This window comes from Caulobacter sp. 05L422, from assembly GCF_056397765.1.
Genome location: NZ_JBFTOB010000034.1, coordinates 1 through 23,831, shown reverse-complemented (window position 1 = coordinate 23,831; position 23,831 = coordinate 1). Strand labels below are relative to the sequence as shown.

Annotated in this window: 12 protein-coding genes and 1 pseudogene; 9 read left to right on the top strand and 4 right to left on the bottom strand. The window is 64.4% G+C overall.

The window, feature by feature from the left end:
- The first annotated feature begins 147 nt into the window (after positions 1–147).
- The 8 genes from AC1DMQ_RS24585 to AC1DMQ_RS24550 all read left to right on the top strand — a co-directional run bounded on the left by AC1DMQ_RS24585 (position 148) and on the right by AC1DMQ_RS24550 (position 13,089).
- Positions 148–2,235: a beta-galactosidase gene (locus AC1DMQ_RS24585; RefSeq protein ID WP_477036160.1), complete on the top strand. Its 2,088-nt coding sequence runs from the start codon at positions 148–150 to the stop codon at positions 2,233–2,235.
- A 395-nt stretch (positions 2,236–2,630) separates the two neighbouring features.
- Positions 2,631–3,764: an ROK family protein gene (locus tag AC1DMQ_RS24580; protein WP_477036159.1), complete on the top strand. Its 1,134-nt coding sequence runs from the start codon at positions 2,631–2,633 to the stop codon at positions 3,762–3,764.
- 305 nt (positions 3,765–4,069) lie between these two features.
- Entirely contained in the window at positions 4,070–5,038 is a 969-nt protein-coding gene (locus tag AC1DMQ_RS24575) for an ROK family protein (protein WP_477036158.1), read from the top strand.
- Between the two features lie 59 nt (positions 5,039–5,097).
- Entirely contained in the window at positions 5,098–6,408 is a 1,311-nt protein-coding gene (locus tag AC1DMQ_RS24570; protein ID WP_477036179.1) for a sugar porter family MFS transporter, read from the top strand.
- On the top strand, positions 6,408–7,919 hold the full coding sequence (locus AC1DMQ_RS24565) for a glycoside hydrolase family 32 protein (protein WP_477036157.1): 1,512 nt from the start codon (positions 6,408–6,410) through the stop codon (positions 7,917–7,919). The genes AC1DMQ_RS24570 and AC1DMQ_RS24565 overlap by 1 nt, the downstream gene beginning before the upstream one ends.
- Before the next feature lie 529 nt (positions 7,920–8,448).
- The gene (locus tag AC1DMQ_RS24560; protein WP_477036156.1) at positions 8,449–11,193 is read left to right on the top strand and encodes a TonB-dependent receptor; all 2,745 of its coding nucleotides are present in this window, start codon (positions 8,449–8,451) and stop codon (positions 11,191–11,193) included.
- Between the two features lie 118 nt (positions 11,194–11,311).
- Positions 11,312–12,727 (top strand): hypothetical protein, encoded by a 1,416-nt coding sequence (locus AC1DMQ_RS24555; RefSeq protein WP_477036155.1) that lies wholly within the window; start codon positions 11,312–11,314, stop codon positions 12,725–12,727.
- Complete coding sequence (locus AC1DMQ_RS24550) at positions 12,724–13,089, top strand: GntR family transcriptional regulator (protein ID WP_477036154.1); 366 nt, start codon at positions 12,724–12,726, stop codon at positions 13,087–13,089. The genes AC1DMQ_RS24555 and AC1DMQ_RS24550 overlap by 4 nt, the downstream gene beginning before the upstream one ends.
- Positions 13,090–13,178: 89 nt before the next feature.
- Here AC1DMQ_RS24550 and AC1DMQ_RS24545 read toward each other — a convergent pair whose 3' ends face one another.
- The 4 genes from AC1DMQ_RS24545 to AC1DMQ_RS24530 all read right to left on the bottom strand — a co-directional run bounded on the left by AC1DMQ_RS24545 (position 13,179) and on the right by AC1DMQ_RS24530 (position 20,349).
- Positions 13,179–13,877, bottom strand: a complete 699-nt coding sequence (locus AC1DMQ_RS24545; RefSeq protein ID WP_477036153.1) for an alpha/beta hydrolase — start codon at positions 13,875–13,877, stop codon at positions 13,179–13,181.
- A 349-nt stretch (positions 13,878–14,226) separates the two neighbouring features.
- Complete coding sequence (locus AC1DMQ_RS24540) at positions 14,227–17,151, bottom strand: TIM-barrel domain-containing protein (RefSeq protein ID WP_477036152.1); 2,925 nt, start codon at positions 17,149–17,151, stop codon at positions 14,227–14,229.
- Between the two features lie 232 nt (positions 17,152–17,383).
- Positions 17,384–19,354, bottom strand: coding sequence for a glycoside hydrolase family 127 protein (locus AC1DMQ_RS24535; protein ID WP_477036178.1), 1,971 nt, complete (start codon positions 19,352–19,354; stop codon positions 17,384–17,386).
- Between the two features lie 212 nt (positions 19,355–19,566).
- Positions 19,567–20,349: a FadR/GntR family transcriptional regulator gene (locus AC1DMQ_RS24530; RefSeq protein WP_477036151.1), complete on the bottom strand. Its 783-nt coding sequence runs from the start codon at positions 20,347–20,349 to the stop codon at positions 19,567–19,569.
- Between the two features lie 666 nt (positions 20,350–21,015).
- Here AC1DMQ_RS24530 and AC1DMQ_RS24525 point away from each other — a divergent pair.
- A pseudogene (locus AC1DMQ_RS24525) lies at positions 21,016–23,831 on the top strand (TonB-dependent receptor); the annotation flags it as partial.

Here is a 23,831-nt window from a genome sequence, read left to right as displayed (position 1 = left end):
CAACCCCGACGCAACATCCTCGCCAACGTATTCGACGGGGCCGGAATGGCTAGTCGAGCAATGTCATTTTTCGATAGTGGCCCAGATCGAGCAGTCCATTGCATCGCCCGCTGCGGCATTTATTATGTCCGACAAATGGAGGGCGCTATGAGGTCGTTTTGGGGGATGTTTTGCGGCGCACTTTTGCTGGCCAGCGCCGCGATCGGCGTCACGTCAGCGCACGCTCAAGTGCCGGACACCATCCTCTACGGGGTCGCCTATTACGATGAATATACGCCGGTCGACCGTGTCGACGAGGACGCCCGGATGATGAAAGCGGCCGGGATAACGGTGGTACGGATCGCCGAGTCCACCTGGGGCACTCTGGAACCGCAGCCGGGCGTGTTCGACTTCAGCCACGTCGATCGGGTGCTGGCGGCGATGCACAAGCAGGGCATCAAGGTGATCGTCGGTACGCCGACTTACGCGATCCCGACCTGGCTCGCCCGGGAGCATCCCAACGTGCTTGTTGTCGGGTCCAACGGCGTTCGCGCGCAATATGGGCCCCGACAGAACATGGACATCAGTGATCCAGATTACCGCGCGGCGGCCGAGCGCGTGATCGTGGCGCTGGTCGATCATGTAAAGGATCATCCGGCGGTCATCGGGTACCAGCTCGATAATGAGACCAAGGCTTACGGCAGCAGCGGTCCCAATGTGCAGGCTGCCTTCGTTGCTCAAATGAAGCAAAAGTGGCCCAGCCTCGATGCGTTGAACGATGCATGGGGCCTCAATTATTGGAGCAACCGGATCAATCGCTGGGAGGATTTCCCCTCAACCAACGCATCGATCAACGCCAGCATGTCCAACGCGTTCGCCGCGTTCCAGCGCGGGCTCGTCACGGATTTCCTGACCTGGCAGGCGAAGATCGTCCGCGCCCACGCCAGACCCGACCAATTTCTCACGCAGAATTTCGACCTGGGGTGGCGTGAGACTTCCTACGGCATCCAGCCGGAAGTCGATCATTGGAATTCAGCCAAGCCCCTCGATATCGCCGGGATCGACATCTATCACCCCAGCCAGGATAAGCTGACGGGAACGGAGATCGCCTTCGGCGGCGACCTCGCGCGGTCGATCCGGAACGGCCAAAATTATCTGGTGATCGAAACGCAGGCCCAGGGCTGGGCCCAATGGACGCCTTATCCCGGTCAGCTTCGCCTCCAGGCTTTTAGCCACGTCGCCTCCGGGGCAGAGATGGTGGCGTATTGGCATTGGGCGACCACCGCCAACGCGATCGAGACCTATTGGCGCGGGTTGCTCACGCAGGATTACAAGCCCAATCCGGTCTACGAGGAGGCGAGCACCGTCGGCGCCGACTTCAAGCGACTGGGGCCAAAGCTTGCCGGGATGACCAAGCGCAACAGCGTGGCGATTTACGTCAGCAACAGGGCGCTGAGCGCGTTCAATTCGTTCAAGCCAAGTGGCGTCGAATATAATCAGGTTCTGCGCCCATTCTATGACGCGCTCTACCGAATGAATGTTGAAGTCGATATCCTGTCGCCAGATTCAACGATGAAGCTCGATAATTACAAGCTGATTATTGTGCCCGCATTGTACGCGGCCAGCGATGCTGAAATCACGCGGCTCAATGATTACGCCAAACGCGGTGGTCATCTGGTCTATACGTTCAAGAGCGGCTTCTCGGACGAAAACGTCAAGGTCCGTTACGCGACGCAGCCGGGTGCGATTTCCAAGGCAGCGGGGGTCAGCTATCAACTGTTCACCACGCCCGAGAATGTCTCGCTCGATGGCGATCCGTTCGGCGTGGGAGAGGCCGACAACAAGGCTCGCTGGTGGATGGAGATGCTGCAGCCAACGACGGCCAAGGTGGTCGCGCGTTACAAACATCCATCTTGGCCGGCAGACGCAGCGATGACCCGAAACACGTGGGGCAAGGGGGAAGTCAGCTACATCGGCTTCATGCCGAGTGACGCGATGATCCAGAAAATCATGGCTGGCGAGGTCAAACGTGCCGGCGTCGAGCCGACTATTGCCGACGTCCAATTTCCGTTGATCGTTCGCGGTGGGACGCTGAGGAACGGACACGCCGTTCGATACATATTCAATTACTCCGCGACGCCGCAGCAATTGACGGTGGCTCGAGCCGGCACCGAATTGCTGCAAGACAGGAAGGTTGCCAGCGGGCAGAAAATTGACCTGGCTGCGTGGGGTCTCGCGATCGTTGAGGAGAATTGAGAACCCAGACGAGACTTCCGGAATCGCGCTTTGACGCCGCTCTATCCAGAGAGGCGCGGGCGTCTTCAAGGAATCCTCTCACTGAAATCTGCCGACAGCCCGCGACGCCGTGATTTGGAAGCGACAACTCGCGGCGGCTTTTGGCGCGCCCCGGCCGGCTATGCAGGCCTTCGGATCGGCGAGAAAAGGTGGATAGCCGAATGCAGAGATAACGCGGCTTAGCCGGACGAGACTGCGCTTTCGGTGGGCTCGAATCTCGAAATACTATGATGGGCGAGCCGGGGGATGGAGAAACCGACGGCCAGCCCGATATGGTGTTTCACCCGCTTGACGTGTCGACGCCCAAAGATGGCCCGCCGATCGTCACCACGAGACTGTAGAGAGCATTCGTTTTCATGGCGCGCGGCAGCAATTCCAATGGCGTACGCCGCTACAACGAACGTCTGGTGCTCTCCACGATCCGGCGGCTGGATGGAGCCTCCAAGGCCGAGCTCGCCAGGATAACGGGCCTGTCTCCGCAGGCGGCGCTTCGCATCGTGGAGGATCTGCAGGCCGATGGCCTGCTCGTGGTCGCCGGCCGCCGCACGGGCGGCATGGGGCAGCCCTCGACGATCTACAAGATCAATGGCGAAAACGGCTACACGATCGGCGTGGAGATCGGCCGCAACCGGCTCACCTGCGTTCTGCTGAATTTCGACGGCGTGGTTTTGGCCACGCAATCGCGGGCCATGGCCTTTCCCGACCGATCGGTGGTCATCGACGAAGTCGCTGAGTTCGCGCGGACCCAGTTGGCGGCCTTGAAGCCGGAACAACGTGACGCGTTCCTGGGAGTGGGCATCGCCATGCCCTGGTTCATTGGCGCCTGGCGCGAGGAAATCGGCGTTTCGGCAGCCCAGGCTCGCGAATGGAGCGGCGAGGGCGTCGAGCACGCCTTCCGTTCAAGCTTGAACTGTCCTGTGTTTTTCGAGAACGACGGCAATGCTGCGGCCCTCGCCGAACTGCTCTGCGGTGTCGGGTTGGGGGTCGAAAACTACCTCTACTTCCACATCGGCGCGTTTGTCGGCGGCGGACTGGTGATCGGTGGCCAGATCCACCAAGGACGCCACGGCAACGCCGCGGCCCTGGCGTCGATGCCGGTCCCCGGCGAAAATGGGCAGGACTTCCTGCTGCATCGGGCCTCCCTCTACAGCCTGGAAGCCGCCCTGGGTGCGGGAAACGACGAGGCGGCCCGCGAGACTTGGCTGGCGACCTGCGCTGAGGCGCTCGCCTTCGTCGTTCTGAGCACCAATAGCCTTTTGGACCTCGACGCGATCATTCTTAGCGGCGCGCTTGACGCTGGCATGCTTGAGGCGCTCGCCGACCGGGTTGGAGCCAACATCGCCGCGACTGCGCCGATAGACTTCTTCAAGCCCCAACTTCGGATTGGAGCTCTGCGCGAAGCCGCGCCTGCGGTGGGGGCAGGGCTCCTGCCGCTTTATGCAAGCTACAGCCCCAACCTCGGATCGCTGCTGAAAGGCGACGGAAACTAAGCTCGGCGATTTCCTCGTTGACAGACTAAATCACATAACTAGATTTAGTCCTATAACGTCGCCATGCGACGCAGTGCGCCGCCAAGGCGCCTGGGAGGAGATGATGGCTCTCGACAAATCCCGATGCACGGTGCGCCGCACCCTGCGGCGACATGCCCATCTTCGCCTTCCAGCGCGACGTCGCCCCAAGGCCTGACCTTCCTCGGCGTCCAGCGCTGACGACGCATTCGCCCGCGCCGGCGCGTCTTGCGTGGGGCATTTGCGCGGCGTTGACCAATCCGATCCTTTTCCAAGAGTAACAGTCCATGGCGGAATCCAATCTGTTCGGCGGTATCGAAGCGGGCGGCACTAAGTTCTTGTGCGGCGTGGCCGACGAGAATGGCGTCGTGCTCGATCAGATCCGCATACCGACGACGACACCGGAGGAGACGCTGGGCGCGGCCAGCGCCTTCTTCGCCCGGACCCAGGGGCGCCATGGTCCTCTGGCGGCGCTTTCAATCGGCAGTTTTGGGCCGCTTTCCCTGCGCGCCACGGCGCCCGACTACGGCTCCATCACCTCCACCCCCAAGGTCGGCTGGAGCAAGGTCGATCTGCTTGGGCATTTTCGTCAGACCTTGGATGTGCCCCTGGCGCTGGACACCGACGTCAACTGCGCCGCCGTCGGGGAGTTGTTGTTCGGCAGCGGCCGTGGCCTGGACACCTTCTGCTACGTAACCATCGGCACCGGCATCGGAGTCGGCCTGATGATCGGCGGGGCGCCGCATGGCGGGGCCAATCATCCAGAGGCCGGTCACATTCGTCTGCCGCGGGCTGTGGGAGACCAGGCCTTTGAAGGCATCTGTCCGTTCCATGGCGACTGCCTGGAAGGCCTGGCCAGCGGGCCGGCCATTCGCGCCCGGTGGGGCGTGCCGGCCGAGCAGCTTGCGCCTGGCCACCCAGCCTGGGGCATCATCGCCGACTACATCGCCGGCCTGTGCGCCAGCCTGACCTACATCGTTCGCCCGGACCGCATCATCATCGGCGGCGGCGTCATGCAGCCGGTCAACATGCATGAGCAGGTTCGCGCGTCCCTGGAGCGCCAACTGGCCGGCTACGACTCCAGCGTCGCGGGTCTGGACATGAACACCTATGTCGCCGCGCCGAGCGCCGGCGACTCAGCGGGCCTGACCGGGGCCCTGGCCATCGCCTATCGTACGATCACCCGCCAATGGCCCATGCACTGGGCCATTGGCGCGCAACAGAACGCCGCTTCCACCCTCGCGAAGGTCTGCTGACCATGACGACCACCGACACCGCGCTCGCGCCGCCTCTTCGATCCAGGGTTTCCCTGGTGATGGTTCTTTCCGCCTTGGGGGCGGCCCTGGGCGGCCTGCTTTTCGGGTTCGACACCGCCGTCATCTCCGGCACGACCGCGGCCTTGCAAAGCCGTTTCGCCCTGAGCGACGGCGCGCTGGGCTTCACCGTCGCGTCGGCCTTGATAGGCACGGTGATCGGCTCACTGATCGCCGGGGCCCCGGCCGATCGTTTCGGCCGCAAACCCATGCTGCTGGCGGTGGCGATCTGCTACGTGGTCTCTTCGCTGGGCACGGGCCTGGCATTCGACTGGTACAGCCTGATCGGCTTCCGCTTCCTGGGTGGACTGGCCATCGGCGCGGCCTCGGTCGTCACGCCGATCTACATCGCCGAGGTCTCGCCCGCCCATGTGCGTGGCCGCCTGGTGGCGCTCAATCAGCTCAATATCGTCCTGGGCATCCTGCTGGCGTTCCTCTCCAATTACGCGATCGCCAGCCTCGCGCCGGCCGATGTCGCCTGGCGCTGGATGTTCGGCATCGTGGCGCTTCCCTCGGCGCTCTTCCTCGTGGTCACCTTCCTGCTGCCCGACAGCCCCCGTTGGCTGGTGGTGCAGGACCGTGACGAGGACGCGCGCCGCGTCATGGCGCGCCTGGGCTTCCACGATCCGGCCGGCGAAGTGGTGCAAATGCGCGTGGCGGCCGACCGCGACGCGGGCAAGGCCAAGCCCAGCCTCTTCCAGGCGGCCTATTCCGCGCCGGTGGGCTGCGCCATCGCCATCGCCATGTTCAATCAGCTCTCCGGCATCAACGCGCTGCTCTACTACGCGCCGCGCATCTTCGAACTGGGCGGGGCAGGGGTCGACAGCGCCCTGCTGCAGTCGGTGGCCGTGGGCGGGACCAACCTCGTCTTCACCATCCTGGCGCTGTTCCTGATCGATCGCTTCGGCCGCAAGCCGCTGCTCTATTTCGGCTCGGTCGCCACCGCCGTGGCTTTGATCCTTGTGGGGCTGCAACTGGAGAGCGCCCATCCCAACGGCGCGCTGGTGCTTCTGGGCCTGCTGGGCTTCATCGCCGCCTTCGCCATTTCACAAGGCGCGGTGATCTGGGTGTTCATCTCGGAGGTCTTTCCCAGCGCCGTGCGCGGCAAGGGCCAGGCGCTGGGCAGCACCACCCATTGGGTGATGGCCGCGGCGATCACCTGGGCGTTCCCGGTCTTCGCCGCCCGTGTCGGCGGCTGGGTCTTCGCCTTCTTCGGCGCGATGATGCTGCTGCAGTTTTTCTGGGTCTGGAAGGTGATGCCCGAGACCAACGGTGTCGCGCTCGAGGACATGGACGTTCGGAGGGGCCACTGATGCGCCGTCAACTTCTCGCCGTCGCGCTCGCCGCGCTTTGCGCCGCGCCCTTGGCCCCGGCCGCCCGAGCGGAGGAAGCCCGTCCCGGCTACCACTTCGCGCCGGCGCGCAACTGGAACAACGATCCCAATGGCCTGGTCTATTACGAGGGCGAGTATCACCTGTTCTACCAGTACAATCCCTATGGCGACCGCTGGGGCCATATGAGCTGGGGCCACGCGGTCAGCCGAGACCTAGTCACCTGGCAGGAACTGCCGGTGGCGATCCCCGAGACCGACGTCCAGGCCTTCTCGGGCGGCGTAGCGGTCGACTGGAACAACACCAGCGGCTTTGGCAAGGATGGTCGGCCGCCCTTGGTGGCCCTCTTCACGGGGCACAATACCAAGACCCGGATCCAGTCGCAGTATCTGGCCTTCAGCAACGACAAGGGCCGCACCTGGACCACCCACGGCAAGGTGCTCGACATCGGCTCGACGGAGTTTCGCGACCCGAAGATCTTCTGGCACGAGGCCACCAAGCGCTGGGTGATGCTGACCGTCATCGCCGCGGAGAACCGGGTGCTGGTCTGGACGTCCGGCGACCTGAAGAGCTGGACGATGGCCAGCAGCTTTGGGCCCACCGGCGCGCGCGGCAAGAACTGGGAATGTCCGGACATCTTCGAATTGCCGGTCGAGGGCGGCAAGCCCGGCGAGAAGCGCTGGGTGCTGGCCATCAGCCTGGGCGACAGTTCGGTCAACGGCGGATCGGGGATGCAGTATTTCGTCGGCGACTTCGACGGCCAGCGTTTTACCCTCGACCCCAGCTGGACCGGCGATCCGCAGTGGCTGGACTGGGGCGCCGACTACTATGCGGCGGTCACCTACAACGACCTGCCCAAGTCAGACCCGCGGAAGATCGCCATCGGTTGGGCCAACAACTGGCGCTACGCCAATCTGATCCCGACCTATCCCAATCGCGGCCTGATGAGCCTGCCGCGCTCGCTGTCCCTGCGCAAGACTTCGGAGGGGTTCCGACTCTACCAGGCCCCGGTGGCTGAAATTGAGACCCTGCGGCGCGATCATGCCAGCGCCAAGGGCCTAAAGCTAGGCGAGGCGTCCCAGCCGCTGCCCATCAAGGGCGGCCGGGCTGAACTGGTGATCGATCTGGACACCGGCTCCAGCGAGCAGGTCGAGATCGCCATCAAGGACGCTCAAGGCTACCAGACCCTGGTCGGCGTCACCGCGCCGACGGGAGAGGTCTATGTCGACCGGACCCGTTCGGGCCCCAGTTTCCATGAGGGCTTCCCCGACCGCCATATCGCGCCGGTGGACCTCAAGGGGCGCAAGGTCAGGCTCCACCTGTTCGTCGATGAGTCGATCATCGAGCTCTACGTGAACGACGGCGCGCGCACGATCACCGACCGTTTCTTCCGCGGCGGCGGCGATCTTTCCTGGTCGATCTCGGCGCGAGGCGGTGAGGCGACGATCGACAAGCTCGATGCGTGGACGCTTTCGGATCCGCGCAAGAAATGACGCTACTCTCCCGGCGGGGCTCGTCCCGTCGGGAAACGCAACCCCGTCGAGCCTGGCGGATTTCGTCAGGCTCCATCCCTCGGCGAGAGCCGAACCAGCCGTCGGACAGCGCTCGTCCAGCTGTTTCAGCGGCTTCCTCCCCGACTACGGGTCGGGCGTCCTGCACGCCCGACCCGCTTTGTCGTTCGAATCTAACAAGCCTTTGTTTTATTTCTAAAAATTCTGCCGAAGAGCCGGCCGGAAGCGACGATTTCGTCTTGACCCAACTAAATCACCTTTCTAGATTTAGTGGCCGAGCGAGGCTTGGCCGCAAGCGTGAAAGCACGCTGTGAACCAGGGGAGGAAGCCGGTGAAGTCGTCCGTCCGACGAAGGATTTGCGCTGTTCGCCAGCGGCCGCGCCGGACGCTCACGGCGATCTTGGCCGTGCCGAACATGCAACCGCCATTCTCCCAACCTTCAAGCGCCGGTTCGCGCTCCAGCGCTCGAGATGTCGAACCAAAACAAAATCAAACAAAGAGGGGAAACACTATGCCTAGGACCATTCGCGGCCTGTTCTGTTCCGCGTCGCTGGTGTCGCTACTGGCCGTCTCGCCGGCCTTCGCCCAGCAGGCCGACGACAAGCCCGCCAAGCCGGCCGACGACTCCACGGTCGAGGAGGTCGTGGTCACCGGCTTCCGCGCCGCCCTCGGCTCGGCCCAGGAGGTCAAGCGCAATTCCGACGCCATGGTCGATGCGATCGTCTCCGAGGACATCGGCAAGCTGCCGGACAACAACGCTTCCGAAGCCTTGTCGCGCGTCGTCGGCGTGCAGGTCACTCGCTACAACGACGAGGCCGGCACGGTGCTCGTGCGCGGCCTTCCCGATGTCGCCACCACCTTCAATGGCCGTGAGTTCTTCTCGACCAACGACCGCTCGCTGCACATGCAGGACTTCCCGGCCGGCGTGATCGCCGGCATCGAGGTCTACAAGTCAGGCACCTCGGACCTGATCGAGCCGGGCCTGGGCGGGCTGATCAACCTGCGCTCGCGCCGGCCCTTCGACGTCAAGGACACCGAGATCGCCGGCGAAGTGCGCGGATCGTACAACACCCAATCCAAGGCCTACGACCCGTCAGTCAACCTCGTCGTGACCAAGCGTTGGGACACCGCCATTGGCGAGATCGGCGCCTTGGCCAATGTCAGCTTCGTTCGCATGACCTATCGCAACGCCGACCGTTACGCCGACTCCGCGATCATCACGCCGATGGCCTGGAACCCCAGCAACCCCGTCAAGGTGACGACGCCGGGCGTGGGGATGTTCAACTTCCCGGCCAATGCCGGCAACTTCTACGAAAAAGGCGTGCGCGATCGTCCGGCCCTCAACGGCACCTTGCAATGGCGCCCCAACGACAAGCTGGAGCTCTATGCCGAAGGGCTCTGGCAAGCCTATCGCGGCGACGTCACCACTGACGCGTTCAACGTCAATTTCGAGCGGCCGGACCTGGCCGGCGTCTCACCAACCCTGAGCAACGTGGTCCTGGTCGAGGGCGAGCCGCTGAAGGCGGCCAGCTTCACCAAGACCGGCGGCTACGTGCCGGAGTTCTGGCGCAAGGCCCAGGAAGACAAGACCAACACCTATCAAGGCGCGCTCGGCTTCAAATGGAAGGGCGACCGCGCCGTGGTGTCGGGCGACTTTGCCTACACCTCCAGCAAGTACCAGTCCAACCAGGTCAATATCGACGCCCAGTTGGCCAGCGCGCCGACCATCAACGTCCAGTTCGACGTCGACGGGACGGCCATCTTCAATCTGGGCGACTATGACATCGCCAATCCCGCCAACTACGTGTGGCGCGGCCTCTACCAGCGCGACTATGTCGAAAAGGGCGACGGCGTCCAAGGCCGGCTGGACCTGGACTGGGACACCCACAGTTCCTGGCTGCCGAGCATCAAGGTCGGGGTGCGCGCCAGCGACCGCGACGCAAGCTCCCAGAACAACGACCGCTACGCCTACACCGCGCCGCTGAACATCCCCTTGGCGAGCCTGCCGACCGGGGCGCTGGAGATGATCTCCAACGGCTTTGGCGACGACGGCCAACAGTTCAGGCAGTGGCTGATGCCGACGTGGGACGCCATGCGCGACAATGACGAGGCGCTGCGCCAGCGCGCCTTCGATCTAACGGGCCAGGCCAACTACGCCACCGCGGAAATTCCCAACAACCCGCTGGGCGGATTTACGGCCAAGGAGGCCACCTACGCGGCGTATGCGCAGGGCAAGTATCAGTTCGACCTGGGCGCCTATCCGGTGGACGGAACGCTCGGCGTTCGCGTCGTCAACACCGATGGCCAGTATTCCGGCTTTTCCAATATCATCGGGACCAACGGCGCGGCCCAGATCGTCCCGCAGTCGGTCTCGCAAAACTATGTCGACGTCTTGCCGTCCATCCAGTCGCGCATCCGGTTTACGCCCGAGTTCCAGCTGCGCCTGGCGGTCAACAAGACGCGGACGCGGCCAAGCTTCGGGCAGCTGAACCCCTCGCTCAACATCACCATCAACAGCACCGGTCTGGACGGCTCCGCGCCGCACTACACCGCCACCGGCAGCGGCGGCAATCCTGACCTCAAGCCGCTCACGTCGATCAATTACGACGCCTCGTTCGAGTATTACTTCGCCAAGAGCGGCTCGGCGACGCTGGCGTTGTTCTACCACGACCTGGACGGCTTCATCAGCTACTACACGCGTGACGTCACCGACCCGACCTACGGCCTGATCCAGCTGAGTCGTCCGGAGAACGCCGGCAAGGGGCGGGTCATGGGGGCGGAAGCCAACTTCCAGACCTTCTTCACCTTCCTGCCGGGCTGGTGGTCGGGCTTCGGCGTGCAGACCAACCTGACCTATCTCGACGGGACCTACGCCTTGCCCCAGACCCTGGGCGAATCCGCGCGCCAGGTGAAGATCCCCGGCGTTTCCAATTGGGCCTACAATCTCACCGGCTTCTACGAGAAGGGCCCGTTCGCCGCGCGGCTCTCCTACAACCATCGTTCCGAGTACGTGGACAACTACAACCGCAACACCAATGAAGAGCTCTATGCCGGCCAGCTGACGCGGGCGGTGAACCGTCTGGACCTGTCGACGTCGTATGAGCTTTCGAAGGGCTTCACGCTGGTCGGCAACGTCAGCAACATTCTCGGCACGCCCTTCAAGACCTATCGCAACTACAACGAGACCCAGTCCTTCGGCCGCGATCTGCGGGTCGAGGGCCGCTACATCAGCGTGGGCCTGCGCTTCAAGATGTAGGCATGCCGAGGTTCGACCAGGGAGCGCCCGAGGCGCTCCCTGGCTCGGGCGTCGCCGCGACCGTTCACGCCTTGAGGGCGGCGGCAATTGCATTTCTGATCAGCCAAGGAGCGTAGCGATGCTCGCATCAATGCTCGGCGTGGCGCTGCTGGCCATGACGCCGGCGGCCGTTCAAGCCCAACCGCTCGCAGCACAGACCGCCCAGGACGGCGCGGTCTATTTCGCCGGCGAGACCGAAGGGATCGGTGATCCCAATCCCTATTACGAGAACGGCGTCTATTCGATTTTCTACCTCAAGAACGAGGGGCGTCATCCCTGGTGGATGTCGCAGACGTCCGACCTGACCACGTGGTCCAAGCCGATCGAGGCGGTCAAGGTCGGCGAGCAGGGCTCGCCCGACGTCTGGACGGGGAGCGGCAGCGTCATCGCCGACCCGGCCGGCGGCTATCGTCTCTTCTACACCGGGCACGACCCGAACGGCGTGCCCATGGAGGTGACCATGGTGGCCAGGGCGGCCAGCCTGGCGGGACCTTGGATCAAGGATCCGCAGGCGACGTTCGCCGGCAAGCCGACCTATGATCAGCGCGACTTTCGCGATCCGTTGGTGATCTGGAACCCCCAGGCCAAGGCCTATTGGATGGTCCTGGCGTCGCGCCAGAAGTTCGATGCGGTCATCGCCCTCTATACCTCGCCCGACCTGATCAAATGGACCGCCGCCGCGCCGCTCTATTCGGAACGCTCACCGCTCAATCTGGAAGTGCCCGACCTCTTTTCCGAGGGCGAAGACTGGTTCGTCGTCTTCTCCGATCAGCGCGAAGAATATCGCCTGGTCCGGTATCTCACCGCGCCCAAAAGCGATGGCAAATATGAATACGGGCGCTTCAACGGCCTGGATGGGCGCGCCTTCTATGCGGGCAGGACGGCCGGCACGGGCCGCGAGCGACTGCTGTTCGGCTGGGTGGCGCACAAGGAGCTGCACAAGGACAGCCGGGACCTGGTCTGGGGCGGCGACCTGGTCGCGCATGCGGTCCGTCGGGCAGGACCTGGCGTCCTGGCCGTCAGCTTGCCCGACGCCGTGGCGCGCCAGTTCTCCACCGAACGCGCCAGGATCTCTTCGACCCAAACCTCGATTGGTCCTGGAGACGAGGCGCTGCTGGCCAGGGCCGACATCACGGTCAAGCCGGGGAACCGCTTCGGCGTCAGCTTTGACGCCGGGAAGGGCGGCAAGAGCGTCCTGGAACTGGATACCGCCAAGGGCGAGGCCGCGTTCCTCTATCGCGGACAAGGCGCCAACGCGCCGCGGGTAGCGTTTCCGCGAACGGCCGACGGCCGCTACGTGGTTGACCTGGTGATCGACCCGAAACTGGGATTGGGAGTTCTTTACATCAATCGTTTTCGCGCCCTGAGCTTCCGGTACTACGGCGTCGACAAGTCGGACCTGGCGCTCTTCGCCGACGGCGGGTTCTCGCAACTGGCCGGGTCAGTCATGGTCCGCGCCGCGCGCAAACAAGGTCCCGGGGGAAGCCCTCCGTGATCCATCTTGGTCCTTTGACCCTCGAGCGTGTCGAAACGTTCGGAGCCGAAGATGGGAGCCCATTGGCGGAAGCGGTTCTTGCAGAGGCCACCGCCGTCGACACGCCCGTCGTCGTCGACTTGGCGTTTGCACGCGCGGGCCTGGTTCGATCTGATCCCCAGCGTCCGCTCTATCGGCAGCTGGCGGACATGATCCGCAAAATCGAAGCGCCCCATCGCGGCGTTCGGCTGCCGACTGAGCGGCGCTTGGCGCGAGAGCTCAGGATGGCGCGCGTGACGGTCCGCAAAGCTCTGGCGGATTTGGAGCGTGAGGGGATCATCCAGCGCAGGCAGGGAGCGGGAACCTATTTCGCCTCCGAGTAAAAAGTCGCGCCCGGCCGGGATTTCGTCCTCTGGAGCGGGCAGGAACGGGGCGGGGGCGCAATCTCGGCGCGCGCGTCGCCCTGGCTTGCTCAGCCACCTGCGTAGCCTCGGCGCGAAGCCCAGGCCAGGAACAGGTCGGGCCAAGTGGAAGCCGGGATTCCCTGGCGCAAGCCAAACCCGTGTCCGCCCTCTTCGAATATATGCCCTTCGGCCGGAATCTTGGCTTGGCGAAGGGCGGCAAGGTAGCCGAGGCTGTTCTCGACCGGCACGAGATCGTCGTCCGAGGCGTGCACCAGAAAGGTCGGTGGCGTGGCTGCGTCCACATGTTGGCGCGGCGAGTGACGAATGATCGATTCAGCAGACGGATCAGGGCCAAGCAAGGCCCTGACCGAGCCGAGATGGGCGTAAGGCGGCGCCATTTCGATCACCGGATACATCAAGGCCGACAGGTCAGGCCGGGTTGATCCGGCGTCGGCGGCGTTGATCGGTGCATATGTGAGCGCACCTCGCGTGGCCAAGCTCGCCGCGAGGTGGCCGCCCGCTGAGAAGCCAAGGGCGGCGACCCGGGTCGGATCGATACCGTACCTGGCCGCGCCAGCGCGAATGAGCCGCATAGCCCGCTGTGCGTCCTGCAGCGGCGCCTCGGAAGGGTCTGCCCACCCGCCGGCCGGCAGGCGATAGCGCAGGACGAAGCTGGTGACGCCGGCCTCAGCGAACCGCCGGGCCGTTGCATAGCCTTCGCTGTCGAACCACTCGTTCACATAGCCGCCGCCGGGAATGAGCAGCATCGCCGCTCCGTTCGGCCGAGGCGCTCGCAGCAGAGCCATGAACGGCGTGCCGACAGCCACGGCCACGCGCCAGGATTGACCTTGTACGGAGCGCGTTTCAACACGGTCCCCGGGCAATGACGCGGGCGCGCCAGGCGGCCGGGTCGGCCACAGAGGAATGATCTCGCCGTCTCCAGGGGCCGATTGCGCGTTCGCCCCGAAGGGCGCCGCCGCGATCAGTGCGCTCAATCCAAGGAAAGCGCGGCGTTCGACACCAGGTTTGTCAGCGTGTTTCACAAGCGTTCCCGTCCACGTCGTTGTCTTTTGCTGCAAGCGGTGGCGCCTGGCCGTCGAGTAACAGCCGCCAGCTTCAAAACCGCACGGTCAAGGCGCGTCCGCCATACGAGACTATCCGATCGGCCAACGCTGGACTGAGCGCGCTTTCCCCGACAACTCCGACCACAACGATCTTGAGCGTTCGCTGCTTGACCATGCCGACGAACGCGCCGCGCCGAGGTCCCACCGTCAAGGTCCGCGTCGCATCGTTCCAGCTGAGGTCGGAACGCGCTGACTGGCCTCTCTCGTAGGCGTAGGTTTCGTTGTCGTCCTCGTAGAGCGTGAACTTGCCGTCCGCGCCCGGATAGACACGGATCTCATAGGGCGCATCGGGGCGCTCCGTCGCATATTGCACGATCGGCCCCATCGGGATGATCGCGCCGGCCCGGACATAGAGCGGCATAACGTCGAGCGGCGCCTGGCGCGCGACGATCTGGCCGCCGGCGTGGCGCTGGTTGCTCCAGAAATCGTACCAGTCCGCGCCTTTGGGCAGATAGGTGCGCATCGTCAGGTCACGTGGCGCGCCGATCACGGCGGCGTCTCGCTTCAACTCGCTGGGCGTGCGCCAGACGAAACGGAACACGCGCCCGCCCTCGGGATGGGAGAATTCCAACCGCACCGGCAGCTTTTCGCCCTTCTTGAGCGTGCGCCGCACCAGACGCGTGCGGGTCGCCGCGCGGGTCCACTCGTCGATCGCCGTTTCACCGCCCAGGGCTAGGCGCATCCCGTCATTGCCCGTCAGACCGATCTCGTATTCGCCGTCTTCCGGCGCGATCAGATCGCCCTCCCAGCGCGCGGAGAAGTGGCTCAGCGAGGTCAGGCCCGGCGGAAGCTCCGCCAGGGGCGGGTCGGGCCAGGTGTGGTCGATCTTCGTATCGACCGCCTGGCCGCGCGGCGTCTCGAAGTTCTCGCCGGAGAAATATTGCACGGCCAGGCCTGGCCTGCCGTCGGCAGCGTGCAGGTATTGCGCCGGCACGGTCGTGGGGATGGATGGAAGGATGTTGTACATTGCCCGGGTGACGGGGTGGACCAGCAGCGAGGGTCCGAACATGAAGCTGTCGTTGATGTTGAACGTCGCCGGATCTTGGGGAAAGTCCATCGGCAGCGCGCGCATCAGGGTGTAGCGATCGGCCGTGACCTTGGCGCTCAAGCTGTAGGTGTAGGGCAGCAGGCGATAGCGCAGCTGCGTCGTCTCCAGCAGCGTCTTGTAGACCGGCGGATCCAGCGTCTTGAACAGATAAGGCTCACGCTCGACGCTGGTGCCGTGGACCCGCATGATCGGGTTGAAGGCGGCGTATTGGAACCAGCGCGCGTAAAGCTCGCGCCAGGCGGGGTTTTTCTCGCCGCCCGGAAAATCGGTGACGAAGAAACCTCCCGTATCCTGGGTCCAGTAGGGATTGCCCGTGATCGTGACGTTGACGCCGCCGGCCACCTGCTGGGCGAAGGTCTTCCAATTGGCGTAGATGTCGCCCGACCATGAGGCTGCGGCCGTGCGCTGCGCGCCCGCCCAGGCTGAACGGGTGAGGGTGAAGACGCGCTTGTCGCTTGTCGCGCGCTGGCCTTTGTAGGTCCCCTCGGTGGTCAGCAGCGAATAGGGGTTCAGATACCGCGTGAAGTCGCCCATCGCATTGGCGCCCAGCGCCTTGGTGTCGCGAATGTTGTCGGCGGGATTCCACATCGCCGAGCTGACCTCGACCTCGGTCCCGTCCATCCACAGCGCGTCGACGCCCTTGTCGAGCAGGCCGGACTTGATGTGCTTGAAGTAGATCTCGCGGCCCTGGGGGCTGTAGGCGTCGTAGACGCGCGCTTGTTTGGAAATCCAGTGCAGCGGCTTGAAGCGCAGGTTGTACTGGTCGAGTTCGCGCCCGAGCGCCGTGTCGTTGCCGACCGAGGGCCAGATCGAGACCATCAGCTTCATGTGGAGGTCGTGGACCGTGCGGCTCATGCCAGCCGGATCGGGAAACCGCTTGGAATCCCAGGTCATGCCCGACCAAGTGCCGTCCTTGTCCGATCCCCAGTATTGCCAATCCTGGACGATGTAATCGAGCGGGAACTGGTCCTGGCGGAAGGTGCGCGCGACCTCAAGCAGCTGGTCCTGGGTCTTGTAGCGCTCCTTGCTCATGAACAGGCCAAACGCCTGCTTGGGGTACATCGGCGCATCGCCCGTCAGCCAGCGATAGGCGCCGATCACGCCGTCCATCGTGTCGCCGGACATGAAATAATAATCGACGCCGCCCGGCGCGCTTTCCGCCCAAAGACGTGCGCCGTGCTCGTCGTCTTTGAAGCGCATCTGCGAATAGGTGTCCCAAAGGACTCCGTAGCGTTCGGTCGAGACCATCACCGGGATGATGATGCCGACGTTGGTCTGAACGAGCAGCAGATCCTTGTTGCGGCGGTTGACCTCGTCGTCGCCGGTGAAGCCGAAGCCGTAGAGGCCTTCCTCGGCTTTGAGCGTGAAGCGGTTTTCCACTTCGTAGGTCGGCGCGCCGGAAATGACGCGCCGATCGATCGACTGGGGCGCGTCAGGCTTCTCGCGCGTGAGCAGTCGGCCGGAGGCGTCGTAATAGGTCAGCGCGCCGGCGCGCTTGTCGATCACGACGCGCAGCTTCTGGCCGATCAGCTCCAGCGCGCCGGCGGTCTCTTGCACGGTGAACGGCGCGGCCTCGGGTTGCCGGATCACCACCAGGCTTGGCGCGGTCCAATAGGATTGGCCGAGATTGGCGTTCACCCGTACGACGGTGGGCGAATAGAAGACTACCGACTTGGTGACGCCGTTCAACTGGAACTGCACGCCGTTGCGCAGCCTCATAAAGTGAAAGGCGGCGTCGCTGGCCGGCGCGATGGCCCGCAATTGACCCAGAGGGTCAAGGCCGGTGGGCGGCGTCGCCGGCTCTGCGAACGCCACAGCGGGGGCGGCGAACAAGGCGATCGCCCCGGTCGTGATTATCCAACGCGCCATCGTGATAGGCCTCTCTTGTCGCTAGATCGTGGTCAGCGGTCGAAGACCAGACGAGCTTTGACGGCATGGGCCGTCGGGATTGGCGCTGTGCCTGCCGCCAAGGCGGATTGGCGACAGCGCGTCATTGCGGTGCGCGAGGGTCGCCCTCATCGCCGTCAGGCCGCATTTGGCGCGAGCCCACGCGGCGCGGGCGGGGAGAGGACGAAGGTCGTCGCGCGTTCTCATCTGGTCGCTACGCGCTGGTCTTCGAGCCTGGCGATTTCATCGGCCAGTAGATCGCGTACCGTTCGTGCGCGATGCGATGATAAGGGATCAACCGAACGGGTCGCTGTTCGGTCGACAGGGTCGTGAACTCCAGCGGCCTATTCCCCGGGCGCAAATGACTCGCGATCGTTTCGGGGGCGCCGGCCAACGTCGGCGTGTCGAACGGCGTGTCGTTGTAGGCCCCATACTTGCGTTCATTGACGACGATGTCGGAGCCTGGCGCCAGGCCCTCACGCCCCAGGGCGCCCGCGAGCACCAGCGGTCCATAAGTGAAGGCGACGATGTCGGGCGCGGCGGGGGCGCGCTGCACAGCCGCCTCCATCGTCAAGCGCAGCTCCACTTCGTCGCCGCTCCTCCAGGTCCGCGACAGCTCGACATAGCTGCCCGGATCAGCCGATCGCGTCGCTTCGACGCCGTTGATCAGGACGACAGCAGCCCGGCTCCAGTGAGGATGGCGCAGCTTTAGCGTCGCCTCGGTCGGCCGTTGCAGCTTCCATCGCAGCGTGGTCGTCGGCGCGTCTGGGAAGACCGTGCTCTGGGTGAGCACCGCCCCCTTTTCCTTCCACTTCACCGACGAGGGCACGAAGAGATTCACATAGATCGCGCTGTCGTCGTGGAAGTAGATCGAGTCGCGATACTTGACGTGGTTCTCCATGCCCGTCCCGGTGCAGCACCAGAAGGAGTCCTCGGGCGTGTGATAGAGCTTCATGTAGCCTGGCCGCGCGCCCTGGAAGTAGGTCGCCATGCCGCTGTCGGGGTCTTGCGAGGCCAGGATGCCGTTGTAGAGCGTGCGTTCGTAGTAGTCGGCATAGACCGCTTGCGGGTCGTGCAGGAACAGGGCGCGGGTGAGCTTGAGCATGTTGTGCTGGCAGCATGTCTCCGAGGCCTTGGCCGAGAACACGTGTTCGGCGAAATCGGCCATCGGGAAGAAGTGCTCATTGTCGCCGTGACCTCCGGTGGCGAAGGCGCGTGTGAGCGCCACCGTCTTCCAGAAGAACACCGACGCGTCCCTGTACCCGGGATCTCCCGTCACTTCCCAGACACGCTGGAAGCCGACGATTTTGGGCAACTGGGTGTTGGCGTGCAGACCGTCCAGAGTGTCCCGGCCGCGCGCGAGCGGTGTCATGATCGCCTTGTGCGAAAACCGCTCGGCCACGTGTCGGTAGTTGGCGTCGCCGGTCATCACGTAGAGGTCGGCGAAGACCTCGTTCATCCCGCCATGCTCGGTCTCCAGCATGGTTTCGAACTGTGCGTCGCTCAGCGGCCGGGTCGCCACGACCGCCCAGTCGGCGAACCTGATCAGCACCGTGCGCGCGGTCGGGCTGTCGGTCAGCACCGCGGCGTCGCGCAGACCGGCGTAGATTTTGTGCAAGGTGTACCAGGGCACGCCCGTGATCTTTTCGCCGCGCAAGTGGGCCATGACCAAGGCCGGCCCGTCGGGAAAGGCGCAGACCAGTCCGGAATTCGCCGCCTTTTGGCACTCGGCCAATTCGCCGACGATGTATTCGGTTCTGGCCTTGAATCTCTGGTCGCCCGTCGAGCGGTAGGCCAGCGAGCAGGCCGACAGATAGTGCCCTAGCGTGTGGCCGTGACAGTTGATCTCCGCCCAGGTGGGCTCGGACTCCCAGCCGCCGTAGACCGGCGCCTTGGCCTTGAGGCCCGCATTGACCCGGAAATTATGCAGCATGCGATCGGGCTGCAGCGCCAAAAGGTAGGCCTCGGTTTTCCGTTGGGCGTGCAGGAACGGGCCCTCGTCCAAGGTGACGTCGGCAAGGTCGAAGGCTCGCAGCTTGGCTTGCGGTCGGCTCGCCAATGGCCGCGACGTCGGCGTGGCTTGCGCCCCGAACGTCGGCCCGGCGGCCACCAGCGCGCCGGCCCCCGCACTGGCGCCCGCGAGAAAGACCCGGCGCGAATGGTGCGCGCAACAACGATCGACCATCAAAAACCCTAACGCTTCTGGCTACTTTTGTCGGAGTATTGGTAGCGCAAACATTCTGAAATGCGAGAGTGGAAATTTCGCACGTTCGTGGCGCCGACTTGCGTTGCGATCGGTCTGAGGATTCGCGAGGCGTCTTGAGCCAAGTAGGAGATGGATTTCCGCAAGGGCCCGCGCAGGCCAGGCCAGGCCAGGCCAGGCCAGGCCAGGCTAGGCTAGGTTGGGGAGGGGGAGGGCGGGCGTGTATCGATCGACAACCGGCTTTTCCAGGCCAGCCCACGTCTCAGGCTTTCGCGATTGGCTTGGTGCAGCCGCTCGGCCTCCTCGGCGTCCAGGACGCTGGTGAGATAGGCGTTGAACAGGGCTTTAGCTGCGCTCCGCGCCGCACCGGGATCGCCAGCCTCGACCGCTCGGGCCACCAAGCCTTGCAGGTGGCTAAAATCGATTGCCGATTGGCTGATAGCGGCGGCGAACAGCGCTCGGAGCGTCGGCCGGGTCAGCGCCAAAGCCCACAGGTTTCCAATCGAGGCGATGAGCGCGCCATTGCCTGTCACGCGCGCCAGGTCGAGATGGAACTGGAGAAAATCTTGAAGATTCGGGGCGCCGCCGGGCGGCTTGCAGACGCAGCGCTCGCCGGACAATCCGGCCGCTAGAACGATGGACTCGACCTCGAACACGCGGCAGGCTTCCAGCAAGGCCACCAGGTCCACTGAGGCGTCGAAAAGATCCTCGACGGATACCTCCCCGCCCAGGACCCTGGTGCCCACGCTGCGTCGCGGCTCAACCAGGTCCAGGCATTGCAGAATGGTCAGCGCCTCGCGTAGCGCCCCGCGACTTACGGGGAATTCTCGCAGGAGCTCCTGCTCGGTCGGCAACCACGACCCGCGCTTGTAAGCGCCGCTGTTGATGCGCGTGATCAATTCAAAGGCCACCCGATGAGGAGCTCGACGACTCGAAGGGGTGATCTGCACGGCGAGCAAAGAGGTGAACGCGCTCATTGCGGACGCCTCCGGTCGGGCCGCGCGCCAGGCGCGCCCGTCGTCTCGGCCATCTTGCAATTGTCCAAACAGCCTAACCGTCGCAAGCCGGTGGGAACTTGCGGACGTGGTCGTCGGTGCGGCGCCCATGCGGCCGCCGGCCGCCGGCGTCCTAAGACGGGCCGGCGGCAAAGCCCACGCGCCTGGCCGTTCATGGAGGCGATGAGGTTGTCGGTGCGCGGCGCCTCGTCAGTCGCGGCCCGCCATTCGGCTTTGATCCCGAGAGCCGTCCTCGCTCTATTTTGCATCGACAAGACTCTTCCCGTATCCGCTTGTCCGACAAATTGCGCAGCTTGAACCTTGCTAGCTCGCCAAGAAAAAACCCGGGCGGGTGGGGTGTCCAGGGCAATTGTCGGGAATTTTCCAACATTAAGCTCAGATTGGCCAGGGAAGATTGTGACAAATTTCCCACGCCTTCGTAGAATCGGTACCGCTACCATCGCAGACTTGTTGGTGTTTTTACCGTTTGAGCGAACGCCGTTAGTCGTTATGTCGTTGAAATTGTAACAAGATTGAAATGTCACAACTGGTCAGGCCAGCTGTGATCTGTCCTGGCCACATTTAGTCCGACATTATTGACGGGCGACGTGCGGTGGCGAAAGGATCGTCATGCTGTCGGAGCGGCGGGTCGAAGAAGTGGTCGTCACTGGCTATCGTCGCAGCTTGGCGCAGTCGACGGTCGCCAAGCGCGAGTCGACCAGCTTCGCCGACACGATCTTCGCCGAAGACATCGGCAAGTTCCCCGACTCCAACATCGCCGAGTCGTTCAACCGCATTCCCGGCATCACCATCACCCGCGACATCACGGGCGAGGGCACGAATGTCGCCATCCGYGGCCTGGGCTCGAACTTCACCAACGTCACGCTGAACGGCGCCTCGATCGCGGTCGCCTCGTCGGGCCCGACCGACGCGCAAGGCACCGACCGCTCGGTCGACCTCAGCTTCTTCCCGACCGACCTGTTCACCAAGCTGACGGTCAACAAGAGCTATTCGGCCGGTCTGCTGGAAGGCGGCGCGGCGGGTAACATCGACATGCGCTCGGCCCGGCCCTTTGATCGGCCCGGTCAGCACCTCACCTTCAACGTCCAGGGGGTCAAGCCGGACGGCGCCGACTGGGGCGGCAAGGGCTCGCTGATCGCCAGCAAGACCTGGGACAATTTCGGCGTCCTGTTCGGGATTTCCGGCCAAAGACTCAAGACCGATACGCGCGGCTACGAGACGATCGGTTTCACCAAYCCGAACCTGTCGGCGGCYCARTGCGGCGCGGCGACGGGCTGCAATCCCACGGGCGGCGGCAACTGGACGATCCCGGCCACGGTGCCGGTCGGCGCGGGCGGCGGCCTGGTGGCYGGCCAGACCATCGACCAGGCCTTCCTGTTGGCGCACAATCCCGGCGCGACGATCCAGCAGATCGACAACGGCCTGCTGCCGCGCCTGGGCCGCCCCTCGGCCGAATACGGCCGCCGCGACCGCTTCAACGCCGTGGCCAGCCTGGAATGGAAGCCGACCGACAACCTGAACTTCTATGTCGACGGCATGTAYGGSTACAAGAACAACGACCTGCTGCGCGAGGACATCGCGTGGATCGTGCGCAACGGCGCGATCATTCCGACCAACACCAAGTACGACAAGACCGATTGCTCGACCGGCTGCACGGTCACCCAGGGCACCTACGCCAATTCGCAGTTCTTCCTGGAATTCCGGCCCTATCTCGAGAAGACCGAGCTGTGGGGGATCAACCCGGGCGGCGAGTGGCGCATCAACGACAAGCTCAAGGTCGAGGGCCAGCTCAACTACACCAAGAGCAAYTTCCACCGCGAAAGCCCGACCTTTGGTCCGGTGACCGCGCTGGGCGTCGGCACGACCGTCGACTACACCTACAAYCCGAACGGCATTCCGACGATCAAGAGCAGCGTCGACCTGAACAACCCGGCCAATTTCGTCTGGAACGGCGGCCGGTTGAACATGCAGGACGAGAAGCGCTGGTATGAAACCAAGGGCGCTCGCGCCGCCGTCACCTGGGGCGACGAGGCGCTGAACCTGAAGTTCGGCGGAAACTACGACGACGTGTCGCGCACCATCCGCGGCTACGACAACACCCAGCCCTGGCAGAACGCGACCTGCGGCAACAATCCCAGCATCAAYCTGCCGTCGCCCAACGGGCAGCCGCCCTGCCAAGGCCTGAACCAGCCGGGCGCCGCGCCCGCCGGCTATCCGACCTATCCGGGCTACGGCACGGGCTATACGGCCGGCCAGACCGGGACGCTCACCTACGCCGGCTCGCTGATCCCCACCGCCAGCCTGGCCAGCTAYCTGAAGCCCGGCCGCGCCGGCTTCGTCACSGTCGACTGGGACGCGGTCAAGAAGGCCACCAACTACGACCAGCTCCACGACAACACGCCGGAGTCGGGCGGCTCCAACACCGGCGCCAGCGGCGGCTACATCAACGAGAAGAACAGCGCGGCCTATACCGAACTGAACGGCGTCACCCCGGTGCTGGACAGCGATCTGCGCTTCAACGTCGGCGTCCGGTACGTGCACACCAAGCAGACGATCGGCGGCCGCGTATCGATCGCCGATCCCCGCAACAGCCTGCCCGGCGGCGCCCARCTGCCCGACGGCTCGCGCTATCCGAACATCACCAACGTCGTCTACACCGAGAACACCTATTCGAAGTGGCTGCCGGCCGCCAACATCGCCTACGATGTCGGCGAACACGCCGTGGTTCGCGCGGCGGTGTCGGAGACGATGACTCGTCCTGATCCGGCCGCCCAGCTGCCCGGCGTCAGCTTCGGCGCGCCGTCGGCTGACCAAGCCACCATCGGCAACTCGGCGCTCGAGCCCTACTTCTCCAAGAACCTGGACCTGGGCTTCGAGATCTAYACCGGCCAGGAAGGCGTGATCGCGGTCAACGCCTTCCGCAAGTCGCTGACCGGCTTCACGACCAACAACGTCGTGACCCAGCCGTTCTCGTACCTGGCCCAGTACGGCATCACCTACGACACCCTGAACGACACCCAGAAGACGGCGATCAATTCGCGCGGCGGCCCGACCGCGGCGCAAGTCCAGATCCAGTCGCAGATCAACGTGCCCAACAAGCTGACGATCAACGGCCTGGAATTCCAGTGGGTGCAGCCGCTCGACTTCCTGACCAGCCGGTTCGGCGTCGAAGGTCTGGGCTTCAACGCCAACGCCACGATCGTCGACCAGACCAGCAATGGCCCCGCCATCGCCTACGGCGTGGCCAAGTACAGCTACAACCTGACGGGCTATTACGAGCAYAACGGCGTCAGCCTGCGTCTGAGCCAGGTCTACCGGAAGGGCTCGCAGTCCAGCGGCGCCAACCAGAACGGCGTCACCGCCGCGGCGCTGTTCGCCGACGACTACAAGCAGACCGACTTCTCCTCCAGCTTCGACCTGGAGAAGATCTTCGGCCTGGGCAA